At 46.1% G+C, this 19,759-nt stretch carries 14 protein-coding genes; 9 read left to right on the top strand and 5 right to left on the bottom strand.

Annotation, left to right across the window (positions count from 1 at the left end; all coding sequences use genetic code 11):
• Nucleotides 1–295: 295 nt before the first annotated feature.
• Both HUX64_RS16565 and HUX64_RS16560 read right to left on the bottom strand, forming a co-directional pair.
• Nucleotides 296–1,516 carry a competence/damage-inducible protein A gene (locus HUX64_RS16565; protein ID WP_174627318.1) on the bottom strand — a complete coding sequence of 407 codons (1,221 nt, stop codon included), beginning with the start codon at nt 1,514–1,516 and terminating at the stop codon, nt 296–298.
• Nucleotides 1,517–2,446 carry an AEC family transporter gene (locus HUX64_RS16560; protein WP_174627317.1) on the bottom strand — a complete coding sequence of 310 codons (930 nt, stop codon included), beginning with the start codon at nt 2,444–2,446 and terminating at the stop codon, nt 1,517–1,519.
• A gap of 176 nt (nt 2,447–2,622) precedes the next feature.
• Here HUX64_RS16560 and HUX64_RS16555 point away from each other — a divergent pair, with 176 nt between their 5' ends.
• The 3 genes from HUX64_RS16555 (at nt 2,623) to rimK (ending at nt 9,072) form a co-directional block, all read left to right on the top strand.
• Nucleotides 2,623–4,392: an autotransporter assembly complex protein TamA gene (locus HUX64_RS16555; protein WP_246247089.1), complete on the top strand. Its 1,770-nt coding sequence runs from the start codon at nt 2,623–2,625 to the stop codon at nt 4,390–4,392.
• Nucleotides 4,389–7,841, top strand: coding sequence for a translocation/assembly module TamB domain-containing protein (locus HUX64_RS16550; RefSeq protein ID WP_174627316.1), 3,453 nt, complete (start codon nt 4,389–4,391; stop codon nt 7,839–7,841). Before HUX64_RS16555 ends, HUX64_RS16550 begins: the two co-directional genes overlap by 4 nt.
• A gap of 298 nt (nt 7,842–8,139) precedes the next feature.
• Nucleotides 8,140–9,072: a 30S ribosomal protein S6--L-glutamate ligase gene (rimK, locus tag HUX64_RS16545; protein WP_174627315.1), complete on the top strand. Its 933-nt coding sequence runs from the start codon at nt 8,140–8,142 to the stop codon at nt 9,070–9,072.
• A gap of 374 nt (nt 9,073–9,446) precedes the next feature.
• Here the strand turns inward: rimK and HUX64_RS16540 are convergent, their stop codons facing one another.
• Nucleotides 9,447–11,351, bottom strand: a complete 1,905-nt coding sequence (locus tag HUX64_RS16540; RefSeq protein ID WP_174627314.1) for a DCC1-like thiol-disulfide oxidoreductase family protein — start codon at nt 11,349–11,351, stop codon at nt 9,447–9,449.
• Between the two features lie 512 nt (nt 11,352–11,863).
• Here HUX64_RS16540 and HUX64_RS16535 point away from each other — a divergent pair.
• Both HUX64_RS16535 and HUX64_RS16530 read left to right on the top strand, forming a co-directional pair.
• Nucleotides 11,864–12,253 (top strand): hypothetical protein, encoded by a 390-nt coding sequence (locus HUX64_RS16535; RefSeq protein ID WP_246247088.1) that lies wholly within the window; start codon nt 11,864–11,866, stop codon nt 12,251–12,253.
• Nucleotides 12,254–12,275: 22 nt separating this feature from the next.
• On the top strand, nt 12,276–12,704 hold the full coding sequence (locus HUX64_RS16530) for a hypothetical protein (RefSeq protein WP_174627313.1): 429 nt from the start codon (nt 12,276–12,278) through the stop codon (nt 12,702–12,704).
• 102 nt (nt 12,705–12,806) lie between these two features.
• Here HUX64_RS16530 and HUX64_RS16525 read toward each other — a convergent pair whose 3' ends face one another.
• Nucleotides 12,807–12,998 carry a DUF2970 domain-containing protein gene (locus tag HUX64_RS16525; RefSeq protein WP_174627312.1) on the bottom strand — a complete coding sequence of 64 codons (192 nt, stop codon included), beginning with the start codon at nt 12,996–12,998 and terminating at the stop codon, nt 12,807–12,809.
• Between the two features lie 96 nt (nt 12,999–13,094).
• Here HUX64_RS16525 and metH point away from each other — a divergent pair, with 96 nt between their 5' ends.
• From metH to HUX64_RS16505, 4 genes are read left to right on the top strand one after another with little or no spacing between them, the layout of a single operon-like run.
• A complete protein-coding gene (gene metH, locus HUX64_RS16520; RefSeq protein ID WP_174627311.1) occupies nt 13,095–16,775 on the top strand; it encodes a methionine synthase in 3,681 nt (1,226 codons plus the stop codon).
• A 17-nt stretch (nt 16,776–16,792) separates the two neighbouring features.
• Complete coding sequence (locus HUX64_RS16515; protein WP_217426583.1) at nt 16,793–17,299, top strand: TIGR00645 family protein; 507 nt, start codon at nt 16,793–16,795, stop codon at nt 17,297–17,299.
• Nucleotides 17,299–17,553, top strand: coding sequence for a glutaredoxin family protein (locus HUX64_RS16510; RefSeq protein ID WP_246247087.1), 255 nt, complete (start codon nt 17,299–17,301; stop codon nt 17,551–17,553). The genes HUX64_RS16515 and HUX64_RS16510 overlap by 1 nt, the downstream gene beginning before the upstream one ends.
• Nucleotides 17,546–18,931, top strand: coding sequence for a class II fumarate hydratase (locus HUX64_RS16505; RefSeq protein WP_174627310.1), 1,386 nt, complete (start codon nt 17,546–17,548; stop codon nt 18,929–18,931). The genes HUX64_RS16510 and HUX64_RS16505 overlap by 8 nt, the downstream gene beginning before the upstream one ends.
• A gap of 185 nt (nt 18,932–19,116) precedes the next feature.
• Here HUX64_RS16505 and HUX64_RS16500 read toward each other — a convergent pair whose 3' ends face one another.
• Entirely contained in the window at nt 19,117–19,656 is a 540-nt protein-coding gene (locus tag HUX64_RS16500; RefSeq protein ID WP_174627309.1) for an REP-associated tyrosine transposase, read from the bottom strand.
• Between the last annotated feature and the right edge of the window lie 103 nt (nt 19,657–19,759).

Below are 19,759 nucleotides of genomic sequence, written 5' to 3'. Positions count from 1 at the left end.
CGCCATGCCCCCTCACTCAAATTACTCGGGTAACGTTTTTTCCGTTTTTTGTGCTCATACTATTTATTTCATAATCAAAATTGATACCTTATGGGCGAAAAGATGAATTTCCAAACAGCTTCTAAGGGAATAGGTAAATCCGCAGGAATGGAGAAAATTACATCTGGTGGAGGTTGAATATTTTGCATTGTGATTATCCAAAAAGCCTAACAATTAGTAATAAAGTTTCAGCATATCTTCCTTGTTTCAGGTATTAATGACAATAAATTACAGTTTTACCTCGTTTGCCGACAAACTATGTATGCCGCAAACACCGCCGTAATAAATCCAGCGCCAATAGCGCCGCCTGATTTTGCTTGCGCTTGATGGGGCCGCCTATAGAATAGACGGCTTGATGAAATTCAGCTCCCGTCAGCAGAACGTTGTACAGGACAATGGACTGGTCTTTGTCGTGCAAAGCTTTATTATCCCCTGCATAGAGCTGAACGAGCACAAACTCGGCGGCGCTGGATTTTTGCATGGCGGCGGCCAGGGCTTGCGCAGTTGCCATCAAGTCATCAGCATTAATTTCAACCGAGAATTTTTGCCCCAGTCTTGACAGAGATTGTTCATAAAGCGTGCTGAGCAGCCAGTGCGTCCCGATACATTTAGCGCTCAGCAAACCCTGGCTGGCCGTTTCAATAACAGCCAGAGTATGCTTTCCGGCGTTCATCAGCTTATCTACAACAGCAACCAGGTCGCCTGTGGGTTCAGCCAGGCCGTCAATAGCAAAAACATGTTCTCCCAGCTGACTCGCAACACTAGTCGCCAATGCCGCCATGGCCGTTTCCGAATAATCATTCGGGAACAACAGCTTGGTTTGAACTTCATCGGCACCTGCGCGAAAACCCAACTGAACCTGAGACGGTATGGCAACGGCGCTGATCCGTTCCTGAATATCGGACTCGCCGATGCCTATCGTTTTAATGCTGATTAATTTGCCGGGTTTTAGGGAAAAGCGGCTTTTAAGTCCCGGCTTTATTGTTTCCAGAAATAAATGCTGCATTTCCATAGGCACGCCGGGCACAAAAGCGAACCAGCAGCGTCCTGATTGCAGGGAGAATCCGGGCGCCGTTCCCCATGCATTATCTATGCGCTCGGCGCCTTTGGGAAACAGCGCCTGTTTGCGGTTTACTTCAGGCATTACCCTGTTTCTGCGGGCAAAAAAAAGTTTGATCTGTGCAAATGCAACGCTGTCAAATTCCAGCGGCAAGCCGAAAGCTTCAGCGACGGCTTCGGCAGTCAGGTCATCACTCGTGGGCCCCAGGCCGCCCGTACAAATGCAGCAATCCGCACGCGCTGAAATCTCCCTGAGCAAAACTACCAGGTCATCCAGTTTGTCCCCTACGGCCGTATGGCGCGTTACCTTAAAGCCCATTTGCATCACCTGTTGAGACAGCCATGCGGCGTTGGTATCAACCGTTTGGCCGCTAACAATTTCTTCTCCCTGGGAGAAGATTTCCAGTGTTGGATTCATTTAAAAACTCATCTTCATTAATATGCCATGCCAGAACGGCAGCATGACCAGGCTTAAGGCAGTCGTTACCGTTACCGCCATCGCATAGAGCGAGCTGTCAAGATGATAGCGATCACAAAAAACGATGCCTAAAACCATGCTCGGCATGGCGATATCAAGCACGGCTGCCGCCTTATAACCGCCGCCCAAGGTTAACAGCCCTACAAACCATAAAGCAAACCAGGGCATTAACACCATTTTTATGAGGATAACCGGCAGTACAAATGGCAAGTTCCTGTAAGTCACGGCGCGCCAGCTGAGCGCCAACCCCAGGGAAAACAACATGATCGGCACGACGCCGGCGGATAATTTCTGCAAAATACCGGCCAGCCAGCCAGGCATGGCGATATTGTTTAGATTGAGCAGGACAGCAATAATGGCCGTCCAAAAAGGCGGCGCATTTAAAAAGGACAAGACGGATGGGTGCTTTCCGGAATTATCTTCGCCGTAATGCCGGGCCGCCATAATACCGGCTGTAAATAACACCGGCGAGGTCGCAAACAGGTCAATTTGTATCGCAACCGATCGCGCCCACGCGCCGAAAGTCTGTTCCAGCACCGGCAAGCCCAGATAAGTCACATTGGGAAATATAGCGGCAAGCAGCATGGCGCCAAATTGTTTATTTTCAAATTTAAAAGCTCGCCCGGCTAACCAGATACACAGCATGCCGACAAAAAGGCTCGCCACGCCTAACAGCGTATATTGCAAAGACTGCAGGCCAATTTTCGAAGTCCACAATACCTCCAGAATCATTGCCGGCAAAAATAAATAATACACGACCGTGGTCAGCACCGGCCTGGTTTGCTCTGCCGACAAACTTCCTGGCTTTATAATTCGCCAGACAGCGCCACAGGCAATCAATACCGCCATTTGTATTAACGTCGAGGTCATAATTAGGAAACGTATAGTGAATACTGTATTTTAACATTCACTATTGGAACAGGTTGGGTATTCTTCAGCAAAGATCAGCCGGACCCGTGAGAGTATTTTCGGTTTAGAAAAAGATGGTTAAAGTCTCTTGCTTCAACCAAAATAGAAATTATCAATAAGGCCTGCAGGCAAAAGGTATGGATATGGGTGAATACAGAGCTCTGGCGCTGTGCATGATCAAGCGGATTTCCCAGCCCATGAGAGCCGCATCATTAATCCTGATGCTTTACCTTCCAGCGCTCATGGTTAATGCTGAAGTTTCGGTTTCCGGCCTTAAAGGGGAAGCTGAAGATAATGTCCGGCTAATGCTGTCCCTAGGAAAGGAAAAATGCAACGCACCGGAATGGAAAATACGCGGGTTATTCGCAAAGGCCGATCAGGAAATTGATGTGGCTTTGCGGGCTTTAGGTTATTACCATGCCGTTATTAAAAAATCACTGGCTTTCAACAAGGCCTGCTGGAATGCCGGCTTTGATATTAATGCCGGGCCGCGGGTCATTGTCAGCGCTATCGATTTTTCCATTCTCGGCGATGCCCGGAATGATCCCGCCTTTCAAAAATTGCCTGACACCTTTCAGTTAAAACCCGGCAGCCCTCTCCATCATGGTTATTATGAAAAGATGAAAAGCCGCATCGAATCCCTGGCGCTGGAAAGGGGTTATCTGAACGGGAATTTTACAGAAAAAAAACTGTTGATCGATAAAGAGGGCAATACTGCCCGAATCAAATGGGTATTTGATTCGCAAAAACGCATGTACTTTGGCGAAATTGCCGTGGAACAGGACATATTAAATCCTGACTTTGTAAAAAAATATATTCAGATAAAAGAAGGAGAATTTTATACCAGTGAGGGCCTGGGTAAAACCTATAATGCGCTTTCACAAAGTGGTTATTTCGAGACGGTAGAAATACTCCCTGAAACTGAAAATACGGGTCAGCAGGTGCCGGTCACCATTAAACTGCATCCTAAAAACCGCCACCATTATACTTTCGGCCTGGGCTTTGATACCGATATAGGCCCTTTGGCAAGCGCTTCTTATATTAATCGGCGCTTAAACCGCAGAGGGCATTATCTTACTTCCACTATCGATATCTCACCGGTGTTATCGACTGCCGATGTGCAATACAACGTGCCTCTTGAGAATCCCGTCAGTGATGCTTTCACCTTGGGCGGCGGTCTTAAGTATGAAAATACCGATACTTTCAAGTCCAAATCAGCGAAACTTTCGGGGCTTTTAAAACATGCGTTTGCCAGCGGCTGGAAGCAGACGCTGTTCCTTGATCTTAGCTACGAGGATTTTGATACAGGAACACAATCAGGTAAAACGCTGTTACTGGCGCCGGGCGCCAGTTGGCTGCGTTCTGTCTCGGATAATCTGCTGCGTCCGACTAAAGGCTATCGATTAAAATTTGAAGTCAGCGGCAGCTATAAAAATCCTCTTTCCGATGTCAGTTTTGCGCAAGGGGCGCTATCAGCAGTCTGGGTTCACCCAATGCCCTGGAAGGGGAAATTTATCGCCCGCACTGACCAGGGGGCAATGCTGGTCGACCGCTTTGATAAACTGCCGACCTCATACCGGTTCTATGCGGGCGGCATTAATAGCGTTCGGGGTTATGATTATAAAGAACTGGGGCCCAAAGATAGTTTCGGAAATATCGAAGGCGGCCGATTTCTGAGCGTAGTCAGCGTTGAATACGAACAGGCTGTTCTGGATAACTGGGGTATCGCTGCCTTTATTGACACCGGCAATGCTTATAATCTCAATAGCATCAATTTTAAAACCGGGGCAGGATTGGGAATAAGATGGTATTCGCCCATTGGCCCGGTTCGGGTGGATTTCGCAGTGCCCATGAATGAGGCAAGTTCTTCATTTCGCATTCACTTTGCCGCAGGCGCAAGAATATGAGGAAACGCCTCATCCTGATTGTCCTGTTGATAATTCTGATTATCCCGGCCGGTCTAGTGGTATTGATCAGCAGCGAAACAGGCAGCCGCTGGCTGTTGCGGCAGGTTTTCGCAACTTTGCCGGCACAGGTTTCTGTAGAAACAATACAAGGCCGGTTAAGCGATCGTCTTTTACTTAACAATATTCATTATCAAACTGACTCGCAAGCCATTGATATTAAAAGTCTTATTTTCGCATGGCAGCCTCTTGAGCTGTTTTCCGGGACATTGAAAATCGTTGAACTTGGCCTGGATGGCTTAAACGTCAGCATTATTGAAACCCAAGAACAGAAAAAAGACAGCTTTGATTTTGAAGCCGAGCTAGGCTTGCCGGTGCAGGTTGTGATTGAAAATTTCCTGCTGACTGACCTGCAGTTGCAGATCGGCAGCCAGGTGCACAGGCTGGAAAAACTGCACTTGTCAGCAGCGACTGAAGACGGCCGGCTTAAAATTGCTTCATTGACAGCTAATGCCCAACCGCTTGCCGCATCCTTACAGGGAGAGGTCACTTTGGGCAAAGGCTTCCCTTTAAATTTAACGATGAACTGGCGATTTGATGCGAAAGAAAACGGGCTTTGGCAAGGTTTAACGACAGTGAAAGGAGACCTGCATAAACTGGCCTTCGCTAATAATTTATCTTCGCCTTTCCAGTTAATTTTAAAAGGCGATCTGGAAAATCTGCTGGATAACCCGCACATTGCAGCGCGCGGCGATTGGCAAAATATCAAGTGGCCGATTAACGGCGCCGCGCCGCAGATTAAAAGCGAACAGGGATATTTTGAAATAAACGGCTTGCTGACTGATTATAAAATCATTTTAAACGGGCAGTTAAGCCAGCAGTATTTACAAAAAGCAGGCTTATCGTTTAACGGCAAAGGCAGTCAGGACGCCATGACTATTGAAAAGCTGGAGCTGAAATCGGCAAGCGGCTTGCTTACTATTAATGGAAATGTATCCTGGAAGGCTTCCCCGGCTTTTAATCTGGTTGCCAAAGGGCAGCATTTCAATCCCGCCATAGTGCTTAAGGAGATGCCGGGCAATCTGACTTTCAGCACTCATCTCAAAGGCAAACTGGCTGAAGAAGCGTTGCAGCTTGATGCGGATATAGACAGTCTGTCCGGGAAACTGCGGGGCTATCCGGTCAGCGCCCACGGCAAACTGGCCTTGGCAGGCGATCAGCTCAAGGTTGATGGGCTTCGTGTTAAATCCGGGGCCGACAAACTTGCGGTAAACGGCATGCTAAGCCCTAAACAGGGCGCTCTTGAAATATCTATTAACGCGCCGAATTTAGCTTCCCTGTGGCCGAACCTGGGCGGTTATTTGAAAGGAAGCGGGCATTTGCAGGGAGCCTGGAAAAATCCTGCCGTAAAATTTCAGGCTAAAGGCAAGCGCCTGCATTTTGCTGAGCACCGGGCCGAGCAGTTAGCGATAAACATCGATTACCATCCGGATAGCCAAAAAATCTCCACCTTGGATTTATCTGCACAGGCAATCAAAAGCGGCGACATTCAACTGTCAAAACTGCTTGTTGATGGCAGAGGCACAATCAAACAGCATACTTTCAAAGCCGATATCAATTCTTCGTACGGCCTTGTATCGGCAGCGTTAAAAGGAGGGGTCAAGACTGATACATGGCAAGGCGATCTTAGCAGGCTGAATTTGACAACACGGGATTGGGGAGTTTGGCAGCTTGAAAAAAACATGGGCATGCGAATAACGCAAAAGTCTTCCGGTGTTAATGCGGCTTTGGATAAAGGCTGTCTGATTCAGCAAGCCGCGTTTATTTGCACCGAGGGCTATTATCTTGCCGGCGGCGATTTTCAGTTCGACCTGAAAGCCGCGGCTGTGCCTTTGGCGCTCATGCAGCCTTATTTGCCTCAGCAGGTAAAACTGAATGGCGTTATTAATGCCGATGCCGAGCTGCGCAAGAACAACCGGCTGCTCACAGGGCATTACGGACTCAACATACCTGCTGATGCGAAAATAACAGTCCGGACCAAAGACGTGACAACCGGTATTCGGCTGGGCGCCTCTTCCCTGTCCGGCAAAATTCACGGTAATGCTGTTTCAGCTGATATGAATCTGGCCTTGGCAGCCAAGGATTATATGCGGGGCCAGCTGCAAATTGATACCGGAAAAACCCAGGCCATATCGGGCCGAATCACCGGCTCTATTGTTGAATTTGATTTGTTTAAGCCATTCTTTCCCGAACTGTCGGGCATTCAAGGCCAGCTTAAAACCGATCTGTCAGTGCAGGGCCTCATAAAAAAGCCGGTAGTAACCGGGGCAATACATCTTGCCGGTGCGGCTGTTGAGATACCGGAATTTGGTCTTGGCCTTCATGATATTTATCTTGACGCCCTTGCTTCAGCCGATAATACCGAGCTTATCCGGATCACCGGTTCGGCAAAATCGGGTAAAGGCTTCGTTAGGCTGAATGGCGATATGCTTTTACAGGCAGAAGCAGGCTGGCCTGTTAACTTAAGGCTGACCGGAGAAAATTTTGAAATTGCCAAACTGCCGGAAGCACAAATAACTGTCTCGCCGGCATTAAAACTGGAATTTGCTGATGCCCAGGGTCAGGTCACAGGCAGATTAAAGGTGCCGAAAGCAATAATGCAGCTTAAACAGCTTCCTGAAAATGCCGTAAAGGTCAGCAATGATGAAATTATTCTCGGGCAAACACAAGCTGAAGAAGACGTTCCTGCGGCTCCCGGTATCGATGCGGATATAGAGATTGAACTCGGCGAGAAAGTAACTTTTACCGGCCAGGGGCTGAAAACCAGTCTGAAAGGTAAATTGAAGATTATTAAAAGCGGAGAAAAAATGGCTATGCATGGCAGTGTTGAAATGAAGGAGGCGACTTATAAAAGTTATGGTCAGGATTTAACAGTTCGCAAAGGCCGTTTCGCCTTTAACGGCCCAGTCGATAATCCCTGGCTGGATGTCGAAGCTATACGGGTTTCAAATAATAAGAAAGTTACTGCGATTCTCAGCTTGACAGGGCCCTTACAGACACCGCAAACCCGCATATATTCTGAACCTGCGCTGCCGGAAACCGAAGCGCTCGCCTACCTGATTACAGGCAAGCCGTTAAACCAGGTCAGCCAGTCAGAAGGCAACATGATTGCCGGTGCAGCCTTGTCTTACGGTGCGGGACGGCTATCCTGGCTTACTGACAAACTGGGAATCGATCAACTGGAAGTTGAAGAAGGCAAAACCTTTCAGGACACATTGCTTGCGATGGGCCGTCAACTGACGCCGGACTTTTATGTCGGCGCCAAAGTAGGGTTGTTTAATAAACAGGCATTGCTGATTTTGAAACGCAAACTTACCGAATCGCTCAATGTTGAAACGCAAACGGGTGAATCGCAACGAATAAAACTGAACTATGAGTTTGATGGCAATTAACAGATCAACAGGACGCGCCGGCATTTGCCGGTCATTCGCCGTTTTGATCTTAATCCGGCCTATTTCCATTTTACTTCTTCGCTTCTTCTCCAGCCTGAAAATCAGGGTGCAGGCTTACCCTGACTATTCAGGCTAAATAATTTATCGGAATTTAATCAATTGTTTCTTAAATAGTTTTTATCATTAAAGTAGGCGCCAGTAAAGCATTTATAGTAACTCTGGAATCCCTTCCTAATGCTTATTGATTTATTTCGTGCCAAAATAAGATTTATCCTGTGCCGTAGAGAAATGATTTTTTATGAAAATTGCTATTTTATCTCGTAACCCCAAGTTATATTCGACTCATCGACTGGTTAAAGCTGCAGAAGCGCGAGGGCATCACGTACGGGTTTTGGATATATTGCGTTGCTACATGAATATTACTTCCCATAACCCGTCCATCCATTATAGAGGCGAAGACTTAACAGGATTTGATGCCGTTATTCCCCGCATTGGGGCTTCAGTTACCTTTTACGGTACGGCGGTATTGAGACAATTTGAAATGATGAATGTACTGCCCTTAAATGAATCTGTGGCCATATCGCGTTCGCGCGATAAATTACGCTCAGTCCAGTTACTGGCCCGAAAAGGCATCGGTCTGCCGGTAACAGGCTTTGCCAATAATCCCGATGATATTGAAGATTTGATTACCCAGGTAGGCGGTGCTCCGCTGGTGATTAAATTATTGCAGGGTACGCAGGGGATCGGCGTCGTTCTGGCAGAAACCCATAATGCCGCTGAAAGCGTTATTCAGGCTTTCATGGGCCTGAAAGCTGATATTATGGTGCAGGAATTTATCAAGGAAGCCGGCGGCAGTGATATCCGCTGCTTTGTAGTGGGAGACAAAGTGGTAGCCGCCATGAAACGGCAAGGGGCAGATGGGGAGTTTCGCTCAAATTTGCACCGCGGCGGTTCTGCTACTTTAATTCGATTAACGCCTGAAGAGCGCTCAACGGCGGTGCGGGCAGCTAAAATCATGGGCTTAAATGTCTGTGGCGTTGATATGCTTCGTTCCAATCACGGTTCGGTAATAATGGAAGTCAATTCTTCTCCGGGATTGCGAGGAATTGAAGAAGCCAGTAACAAGGATATTGCCGATTTAATTATTCAATTTATTGAAAAACGGTTTGAAACGCTGGAAATCAGCAAAGATAAATGTCCCGCCCGCACCCGAACCCGGGGTAAAGGATAATTCTTTCTCAAGATTGAATATCAAAAGCCAGGCAGTTAAGCAACCTTAATCTCTGTTTTTATGAAAAGTCTTCTGATTTAAAACAAAAAACCCAGCCAGGCTGGGTTTTTTGGTGGTGCGGAACGCTTTGTTTAAAGTGTAATGGAACTGGAAACTTTTTGCTTTGAATCATCCGGATTGTCTATGCAGCCAGCTAAGCCAACGAGCATTAATGTAAGAGCTAAAAGTGATAAAACTTTTTTCATAATGAATATCCTCCAAAGGGGTTTAAATTATTTTTATTTATTGTGCGCCAATTTATAAAAGCACGGGTGTTTTATATCATGACTGGAATTATGTTGCAATAATAAAAGTTTATTACCTGACCTGAACAGTCACAACGAATTAATATCTTCAGGCAAATCAAATGATATTATATTTTTAGCCCATTTTACAGTTCCAATAGTTTGCCATTCAGATTCAAAATTCTGATGCAACTGATCATGAACCCAGTAAACAGGCGAGCTGATTTTTTTAAGCTTGATATGAAAGCGGGTATTATCGAGAATCAGCCCTGTTTTTATGCCCCAGAACGCCGTAACTTTCATAATAAATTTATGTAATCGCTGATTATCAATGGTAGGGGTAACGGCAATATTGGCCCACATGGATTGAACGCGGCCCCAATTCGGCGCAAGCAGCCGGCCCTGCTCATTCACAAAGGGCAGCCAACGCTCAATACCAAGGGGGTCGATATAGGTGATCGCTAAAATATGATCATAGCCGGCAAAATGATCGTGCAGGTAAAGCGCATGCGGAGTAATGCCGAAAAAGGTATGGGAAATTTGGATAAGGGAATTGCTGGCTTGGGAAATAGCGGCGATGACAGGGTTTTGCCGGGTATCAATATGCAGCCTGTAAATAATTCCGTAGTGTATGGAACTGTTTAATTGCAAAAGCAGAAGTGCAGTGAGTATTTTTGCAAACTTTCTGAGAAATGCCTTGGGTTTGCGGACAGCAATACCTTCAAAAATCCGATGATAAAAAGTATCGTCCTGCAGTTTGGAAGGCACAGGACATTCTGCTGAGCATGGAAGACGAATGCGTGAGTCGGCAATTGTGCGGTATTGTTTTGAAGCACACTGGTATATGACGGGAAGACTTAATATCAACCCGAGCGGCGCTAAATAGCGCATTTTTATAAAAATCCGAATGTAAGTATCCAGCCCGTAATAGATACGGTTGTTTTTATCCAAAGCATATAAGTCGGTTAACAATGTATCCTGGCTGAAAGAAGCAAGCGCCGGATAATGAGCGGCATGTTCCTGGGCGCTTTTAAAGTCTATGCATCTGAATATATCAAAATGATTAAGGCTAAGCACGGCACGGTTGCATAAGGGGCATTGCTGATCGTAGAACACGACAAGAGCTGAGCTTTTGGCTTTGACCCGGTTCCCCACTGTCTCCAACCATTGGCGGGGAATAAGCAAGATATAAAATATAAGCATTCCCATTCCGTAAGGATAAACATTTAAAAACAGGATGATGCCCACATGTAAACCCAGACCGATTAATAAATAAATTATGCGGAACCGGGAGTTGGCGAACAGGAATATAAAAGTAAACTGAAAAATTATAACGGCATAACCAATAGTTTTTTGCAGAAGCTCATTATTCAGCAAATATGAGGTATCAATGGCTGAAACATAATAGGGCTGGGTCAAGGGTAGCCAGGAACCCAGGCCATGTCGCCAATGTTCAGCAAAAAGCTTATGGATGGCGGAGTCAAAGTAAACAAAACCAAGGCATATGGCTACAGGCAGGTAATAATCAAGATCCGAGACAGTTCGAGGTATAAACGAGCGATAATGAATAAAAGGCGTGCTGAGTTTGTATCTAAGATTATCGATGGAAAATGCCCGGTCGCCGGGCATGAAAAGCAGAAAAAAACCTGCGCTAATCATTAAGGCATCAAATCCCCCATCAAAATCCCGCTGCATGGGGGTGAAGTTAACAAAGACAATCCAGAATAGGTAATTACAAATGACAGCAAATCGATAGCGATAGCCAATAACAATTAAACAGGCTACAACCATCCACAGATATAAAAAAAGGGGGATCATCGGAAATTCGACATCCAGGTAAGGAATAGGGTCAAAAATCAAATGATTGAAATACGCCAGGAAAATTATTTCCTGTAAGGTAACTAATCCGTAAAAAAGCCGAAATAAACCAATGCCTGTGGCACTTGTATTCCGGGAATGGAGAGTTAAAATTTTAGATGTTATAAACTTATACATTCAAGGTTCGAAAAATCGAAAAAATGTATAAATTATAAAAGAATTAGCTGTTTAAGTCTCTGAAATATACAGATTAAAATACACATTAAACAAAAGGCCGCCACCGACTTCCGAGGAAACGGTAGCGACCCAGGTATGAGCGGAATCTATTGAAGGCTTATTTTTCGTCGTCCGGGTGCGGAGCAAAAACCCATTTTACAAGGAAATAAATAGCAGCTATAACTACAACAGCGCCGACCATGCCAGCTGGTTCTTTTAACATTGAAGTGAGATCTAAGATGAACCCCATGGATGCCCTACCTATAATTTTTGTATTTTAGAAATTGCTAATTACATAGCAAGCGGAATATCAATGATACTTTAGGGAAAGTTAAAGTCAAGATTTATTATTTGCTGATTTTAAAAGTTGATAAACATTGGATGAACTTTGATAACGGGATGAAACTTATAGCTCCAAAGCCGATGTGATATAATTTGTTTTTAGGGTATAAATAACTATAAGGAGTAAGGAAATGATGAAAAATTACATTGAAATAATAGTATTGGCGGCCAGCTTTTTTACACTTTCAGCTAATGCCGACGTCGCATTAAAAGATAACTCTGAAATCCTGGGCAAATGGAATTTATATGCTGAATCGGCTAAATTGGATGGAGAGAAAAAGGCAGTTACTATCGAGTGGGACTTTCAAGAAAACGGCGTACTTCAGACCAAGGCAACAGACACTCGCGGTCGAACTAATGAAATGAATATCGCAGTTAAATATTCAGTCGCAGAGGGCGTAATTAAAAAGCAGTCATCGCCGGGGCGGGAAAAATATGAATCGTGTAAAGTCGTTGAAAAGAACGGCCCAAACATGACATTAAAATGTGCATATCTTTTCTTCTTTCTAACAAAAATATGATAATTAAAAAAAGGGTATAACTATGATAGGTGGAATTGTAATGATTTTTGTAGCTGTCTGGATTTATCAGTCGGCTGTAAAAGCTAATGTTAGTAATGTGCTGATGTGGGTTGGCATTAGCGTGATAGCTTTTTTTGTTGTGCAAACATTGTTAGTTCAATTAAATGTCTCTATTCTGGAGTCAATCCGGGGCGGCGAAGCTGACACAGGTTATGAACGGGATTTAACAAGTATTGGCGATAGAAAGAATGAGGGCGGTTTTCAGGGAATCAAAGGTGCTTTATTGTCAATGTTTTTTGAATTAATGCCTCCACTCGCTGGTTTCCTGGCCGTCGCATTTATTCGCACCAAATTTATGCTGAAGGAAAAAATTTCCCTTACCAATTTATTCGGTGGTCTGAAAGAATTATTTCAAAGCATAAAACAAAGTTTTAAGACTGCAGGTAAATAAAATTTCCGGGCAAGTTATAAACAAAAGCTCAAGCGGTGCTTGGGCTTTTTTTATGGTTATGCTCAGTAGTGAGTTTCAGGGAAGCTGTTAGCAAAATTAGCGTTAGCCGCCTAAAACGATTGAAACAAGAAAGATGAGTCCCAGAATAAAAACAATAGTGAAAATTAGCCCTGCAATAATATAGGTTGTTAGTGATCCCTGTTCAAAGGCCTGATGCCTATTCCTGGTGCTTTGCACTCCGATAAAAGCAGCCAGAGTACTTTTAATCACCTGAATAATCGTTGGTTTTGACATACACATTTCCTGAAAAATAGAACAAAATAGTATAGCTTGAGCGCTTTTTAAGCAATCATAATATTCGGATAATTCAACACATCATTGGCAATCTCCATGAGCAGAACAGAATTATTAAAGCAGTGCTTGTCCCAAAGAATCTTATTCCTTGACGGCGCCATGGGCACCATGATCCAAAGCTACAAGCTGGATGAAAAAGATTATCGCGGCGAGCGTTTTGCGGCATGGGATGTTGACCTGAAGGGAAATAACGATTTATTGTCATTAACCCAGCCGGATATCATTAAAGCCATACATTCGGCTTATTTTGAAGCAGGTTCAGATATTGTTGAAACCAATACCTTTAATTCAACGCGTATTGCCATGGCTGACTATAAAATGGAGTCGCTGGCGTATGAAATTAATCTTGAATCGGCTCGTCTGGCCAAGCAGTCAGCCGATGAGTTTAGCCAGAAAACACCCGCCAAACCGCGTTTCGTCGCCGGCGTACTGGGCCCTACCAACCGCACGGCATCCATGTCACCCAATGTCAATGATCCCGGCTTTCGCAATATTACTTTTGATGAGCTCGTGGAAGCCTACACGGATGCCGCGCGCGGGCTTATTGACGGCGACGCCGATATTATCCTCATTGAAACCATTTTTGATACCCTGAACGCCAAAGCAGCCATTTTTGCTGTCGAACAGGTTTATGAACAACTCGGCTATAAACTGCCGGTCATGATTTCCGGCACCATTACCGATGCCTCGGGCAGAACGCTGTCAGGACAAACGGTTGCAGCTTTCTGGCATTCGCTAAAACATGCGGAACCGATTTCATTCGGCTTTAACTGCGCTCTAGGCGCGAAGGAGCTTCGACAATACATCGCCGAATTATCGCTTATTGCAGATACTCATGTTTCCGCTCACCCCAATGCCGGTTTGCCTAATGAATTCGGGGAGTACGATGAATCACCCGAAGCCATGGCGAAAGAGCTGGAAGACTGGGCGAAAAGCGGTTATTTGAATATTATCGGCGGCTGCTGCGGAACTTCACCCGAACATATTAAGGCGATAGTCGAAGCAGTACACACTTACAAGCCCCGCGTGCTTCCGGTCATAGAAAAGCAATGCCGGTTGGCGGGTCTGGAACCCATGAGCATTGGCCCGGATTCCCTGTTTGTCAATGTCGGGGAGCGCACTAATGTCACAGGATCTTTAGCGTTCAAGCGTCTGGTTATTGAAGGTAATTTTGAAGCGGCTCTGGAAGTTGCCAAACAGCAGGTCGAGAACGGCGCTCAAATCATCGACATCAATATGGATGAAGGCATGCTGGAGTCAAAAGAAGCGATGGTGCGGTTTTTGATGCTGATTGCATCAGAACCGGATATTGCCAAAGTGCCGATTATGCTCGACTCCTCCAAATGGGACATTCTGGAAGCCGGCCTTAAGTGCCTGCAAGGCAAAGGTGTAGTGAATTCCATTTCGCTTAAGGAAGGTGAACAGGCCTTTATTAAACATGCCACGCTTGTCCGTCGCTATGGCGCGGCGGTAATCGTCATGGCGTTTGATGAGGAAGGCCAGGCGGATACCAAGCAAAGAAAAGTCGACATATGCGGGCGCGCTTATAAAATCCTGACTGAACAAGTCGGCTTCCCGCCTGAAGATATTATTTTCGATCCCAATATTTTCGCCATTGCCACAGGCATTGATGAACACAATAATTACGGCCTGGATTTTATTAACGCCACCCGTGAAATCAAGCAGGCTTTACCTCATGCCTTAATTTCCGGCGGCGTTTCCAATGTGTCATTTTCTTTCCGCGGCAATAATCCGGTGCGGGAAGCCATTCATGCGGTGTTTTTATACCATGCTATTCAGGCCGGCATGTCTATGGGCATTGTCAACGCCGGACAACTGGCGATCTATGCCGACATTCCGGAGGACTTGCGAAACGCCGTTGAAGATGTCGTATTAAACCGCCATGATGGCAGCGGCACAGAAAAACTGTTAGAACTTGCCGCCAAATATCGCAGTGATGGCAGTAGCAGCGAGGTCAAACAGGAAAATCTGGAATGGCGCAGCTGGCCGGTCAGCAAGCGGCTGGAACACGCCCTCGTTAAAGGCATTACCGATTATATCGACGAAGATACCGAACAGGCGCGGCTGGAAGCCGAACGGCCCTTGCATGTCATTGAAGGCGCATTAATGGACGGCATGAATGTGGTCGGCGACTTATTTGGCTCCGGTAAAATGTTCCTGCCTCAAGTAGTCAAATCGGCACGGGTAATGAAAAAAGCCGTCGCCTATTTAATGCCGTTCATGGAAGCTGACAAATCCGGAGAAGATCGCCAAACCAACGGCAAAATCCTGATGGCGACGGTGAAAGGCGATGTGCATGACATTGGTAAAAACATTGTCGGCGTGGTGTTGCAGTGCAATAACTATGAAGTTATCGATCTGGGCGTGATGGTGCCTGCTGAAAAGATTTTGCAAACAGCGCGTCTGGAAAATGTCGATATTATCGGCTTGAGCGGCCTTATTACGCCCTCGCTTGATGAAATGGTGCATATGGCCAGAGAAATGCAGCGCCAGGGTTTTACGATTCCGTTGATGATAGGCGGCGCCACCACTTCGCGCGCGCATACCGCCGTTAAAATTGCTCCGAACTACCAGGGACCTACCGTGTATGTAACCGATGCTTCCCGAGGCGTGGGCGTAGCCAGCAACCTGTTAAGCGCCGACCTGAAAGAAGAGTTTGTTAAAAGCGTGCGGGATGAATATGAAGAGGTCAGGGAAAGACATAAAGGCAGGGAGGCCAAAACCAAACAGCATTCCCTTGAGGAAGCCAGGCAAAATAAATTTAACGGCGCGTCGCTGCAACCGATAAAACCGTCTTTTTTAGGACTGAAAGTGATTAATGACTTTCCCTTAAATACTCTGTCCCGCTATATCGATTGGTCGCCCTTCTTTCAAACCTGGGAAATGGCCGGAAGCTATCCGAAAATACTCGATGACAAAATTATCGGCATTGAAGCCCGAAAGCTGTTTGAAGACGCCCAGTCCATGCTGAAAATAATCATCAATGAACAATGGCTGACTGCGCGCGCCGTTATCGGCTTCTTTCCGGCCAATAGCGCCGGAGATGACATCGTAGTTTATAGCGATGATTCCCGCACTCGTCAACGGGAAGTATTGCACCATTTACGGCAGCAAAATATCAAAGCGCCGGGCAGGCCCAATTATTGCCTGTCGGATTTTATTGCCCCGGTTGACAGCGGCAGAGCCGATTATATCGGCGCCTTTGCCGTAACAACAGGCATAGGCATAGAGAAAAAACTGAAAGAATTCGAGCAGGATCATGATGATTACAGTTCAATCATGCTTAAAGCCCTGGCCGACAGATTGGCGGAAGCGTTTGCGGAATATATGCACGAGGCCGTCAGAAAAAACTACTGGGGCTATGCCATAGATGAAACCTATGACCCCGATGAATTGATTAATGAGGCTTATAAAGGCATACGCCCTGCTCCGGGCTATCCTGCCTGCCCTGATCATACCGAGAAAGGCAAGTTATTTGAATTGCTGAATGTTACCGAAAATACCAGTATAGAATTGACTGAAAGCTACGCCATGTATCCGGCATCGGCAGTCAGCGGCTGGTATTTTGCTCACCCTGAAGCCCAATATTTTAATGTCGGCAAAATAGACCGGGATCAATTGCAAGATTATGCCCGGCGCAAAGGCATGGCGGAAGAAGTGGCTGAACGCTGGCTCTCAGCTCATATACATCATTAAGCAAGGCGCTTGCAGGCATGACTCAAAAAAACAAAATAGAATGGTCGCTGGAAAGACTGATGTATGCGAGCCGCTGGCTTCTGGCGCCGGTTTATTTCGGCATGAGTCTGGCTCTGCTGGCGCTATGCGTAAAATTCTTTCAGGAACTTTATCATTTCTTTCCGCTGGTGCTAAAGGTCGATGAGTCTCAGCTAATCTTGAAGCTGCTGACCTTAATTGACCTTACCTTAATTGCCAGTCTGGTGATCATCGTCATGTTTAGCGGTTATGAAAATTTCGTCTCGCAAATGGATCTTGTAGAGGATACGGAGAAGCTGGATTGGCTGGGAAAGCATGATTACGGCGCCCTGAAGATTAAAGTCTCCACCTCCATTGTTGCTATCTCGGCTATTCATTTATTAAAGATTTTTATGAATGTCCAGACTACGGACGACGATAAAATAATGTGGTATGTCCTGATCCATCTTACCTTCGTCATATCCGCCCTGTTTATGGCCTACCTGGATAAACTGACCAAACATTAATGATGAGATTAGTGTTATTCGGCACCTCCGGCTGCCATCTTTGCGAGCAAGCCGAACAACTTATCCATAATTATCTGCGAGCTGATTTTGAGCTGATGATTGAAACCATCGATATTGCAGAATTTGAACAATGGCAAGAAAAATACGCTATCCGCATTCCTGTTTTATATCATCCTGAAACTCAAAATGAACTGGCATGGCCGTTCGACCAAAGAAATGTTGAAGAATTTATCAATAGGTTAAGCAATGACTGAAAATTACCGAATAGAAAAAGACAGCATGGGCGAACTGGAAGTCCCTGCGCAGGCTTTGTATGGCGCACAAACGCAGCGGGCAATCAATAACTTCCCGGTCAGCGGTTTAACCTTGCCGCCCGCCTTTATTAAAACCGTGGCGCTGATCAAAAAAACAGCGGCCAAGGTCAATATGGACCTGGGCGAGCTTGATGCTGCGCTGGGCAACGCGATTATCCGGGCCGCGCAGCAAATCATTGACGGACAGCATCAGCAGCATTTCCCTATTGATGTGTTTCAAACCGGTTCCGGCACCAGCACCAATATGAATGTCAATGAAGTTCTGGCTAATCTGGCAACCCGAATGCTTGGCCAAAATGTCAGCGCCAACGATCACGTTAATAGGGGGCAGAGCAGCAATGATGTCATTCCCACCGCCATTCATGTCAGCGCGGCGATTGAATACCGGAAAAACCTGTTGCCAAGCCTGACTCATCTTGCCGAAACTTTGGAAAAAAAAGCTGCATCATTAGATAACATTACTAAAACCGGACGTACGCATTTAATGGATGCAATGCCGGTGCGCATGAGCCAGGAATTGAGCGGCTGGGCTTTGCAAATCCGCAACGGCATAGACCGGATTAATTCGGCCCTGCCCAGAGTCTATAAATTGGCTCAGGGCGGCACGGCAGTTGGAACCGGCATTAACGCCCACCCTGAGTTTGCAGCGCGGTTTGCCGGCGTTTTAAGTAAAGAAACCGGCTTACCCTTTAAACCGAATGAGTCTTTTTGTGAAAGCCTGAGCACGCAGGATGCCATGGTTGAATTATCCGGCCAGATGAAAGTGATCGCAGTTAGTTTAATGAAAATCGCCAATGACTTGCGCTGGATGAACAGCGGCCCTCTGGCAGGTCTCGGAGAAATAGAACTGACGGCCTTGCAGCCTGGCAGCAGCATCATGCCGGGTAAAGTCAACCCGGTTATCCCGGAAGCTACGGCTATGGTCGCCGCGCAGGTAATAGGCAACGATGCGACCATTACCCTTGCCGGCCAGTCCGGCAGCTTTCAGTTGAATGTCATGCTGCCGGTAATCGCCTACAATATCCTGCAAAGCATTGAGCTCCTGGGCAATGTCAGCAGACTGCTGGCCGATAAAGCCATCGCCGGTTTTACGGTCAGGGAAGATAACCTGCAAAAAGCATTGGCAAAAAACCCTATTCTGGTGACGGCTTTAAACCCGCTGATCGGCTATGCAAAAGCGGCTGAAGTCGCCAAAGCAGCCTATAAGCAAGGCCGGCCTATTATTGAAGTCGCCGCTGAAATGACTGATTTGAGCCAGGAAGAATTGGAAAAATTGCTGGAGCCTTCGCACTTGACGCAAGGCGGCATCAGCGAATAGGCGGTTTGTGATAGCAAGTAGCCCGGATGGAGCTTTGCGCAATCCGGGGCAAGTGGTTCCGCTTATCCCGGATTCCACTGCGTTTCATCCAGGCTACTTACCTGAGATGTAGAGGGTGATATTCGATAAAAAGTTAAAAGATGGCAGGAAGAATTCGTTTAGCAAGCAAAGCGGAATCGAGCATGTCAACTTTTAAAATCAGGCTCTCCCAATTTCATATCGTCAAAATTTTCACCCGCCCAATTTGGCGGCAATAAACTTTGTCGAACATAGCGATGAAATGACGAATAAGGCCAATCTATCACACGCTCCACCAGGCCATGTTTAACCGGATTAAAGTGAATGTAATCGGTATGGCGATTCAAATCGTCGGCATCACGGATCGTATGTTCCCAATAGCGGCGTTGCCAGATTAAGGCGCTACCGTCTTTACGTTTACCAACAGGTACACCGCTTTTTTCCAGCTCGCGAGTAAAAATGGACTTAATAGCCTTCCATCTTCCCGGATAATCGCTATCATCTGGCGGTAAAGTCCAAATGCTATGCAAATGCTCCGGCAAAACCACCATAGCGTCTATCCGGAAAGGTTTAGCCTCCCGTGTTTTACGAAAAGCCATCCGTAACAAATTAATTGATTCAACCAGTTGCCGGGAATTCCGCATCCGTAAAGTAACCGTGAAGAAATACGTTCCACCGAGCACAAAATTACGCCGGTAATTGACCATTGTTATACCAATTGGGATACATCGTGAGTCGTAGAGTCGTAGTAGAGTCGTAGCCTCGATGCAGTGAAACGGAATCGAGGCTTTATAGGCTCCGATTATCCTC

The organism is Candidatus Methylobacter favarea, assembly GCF_902806695.1.
In the GTDB taxonomy this organism is placed as follows: domain Bacteria; phylum Pseudomonadota; class Gammaproteobacteria; order Methylococcales; family Methylomonadaceae; genus Methylobacter_B; species Methylobacter_B favarea.
The sequence above is the reverse complement of the archived record's forward strand: the minus strand, read 5'-3'. Positions and strand labels throughout refer to the sequence as shown.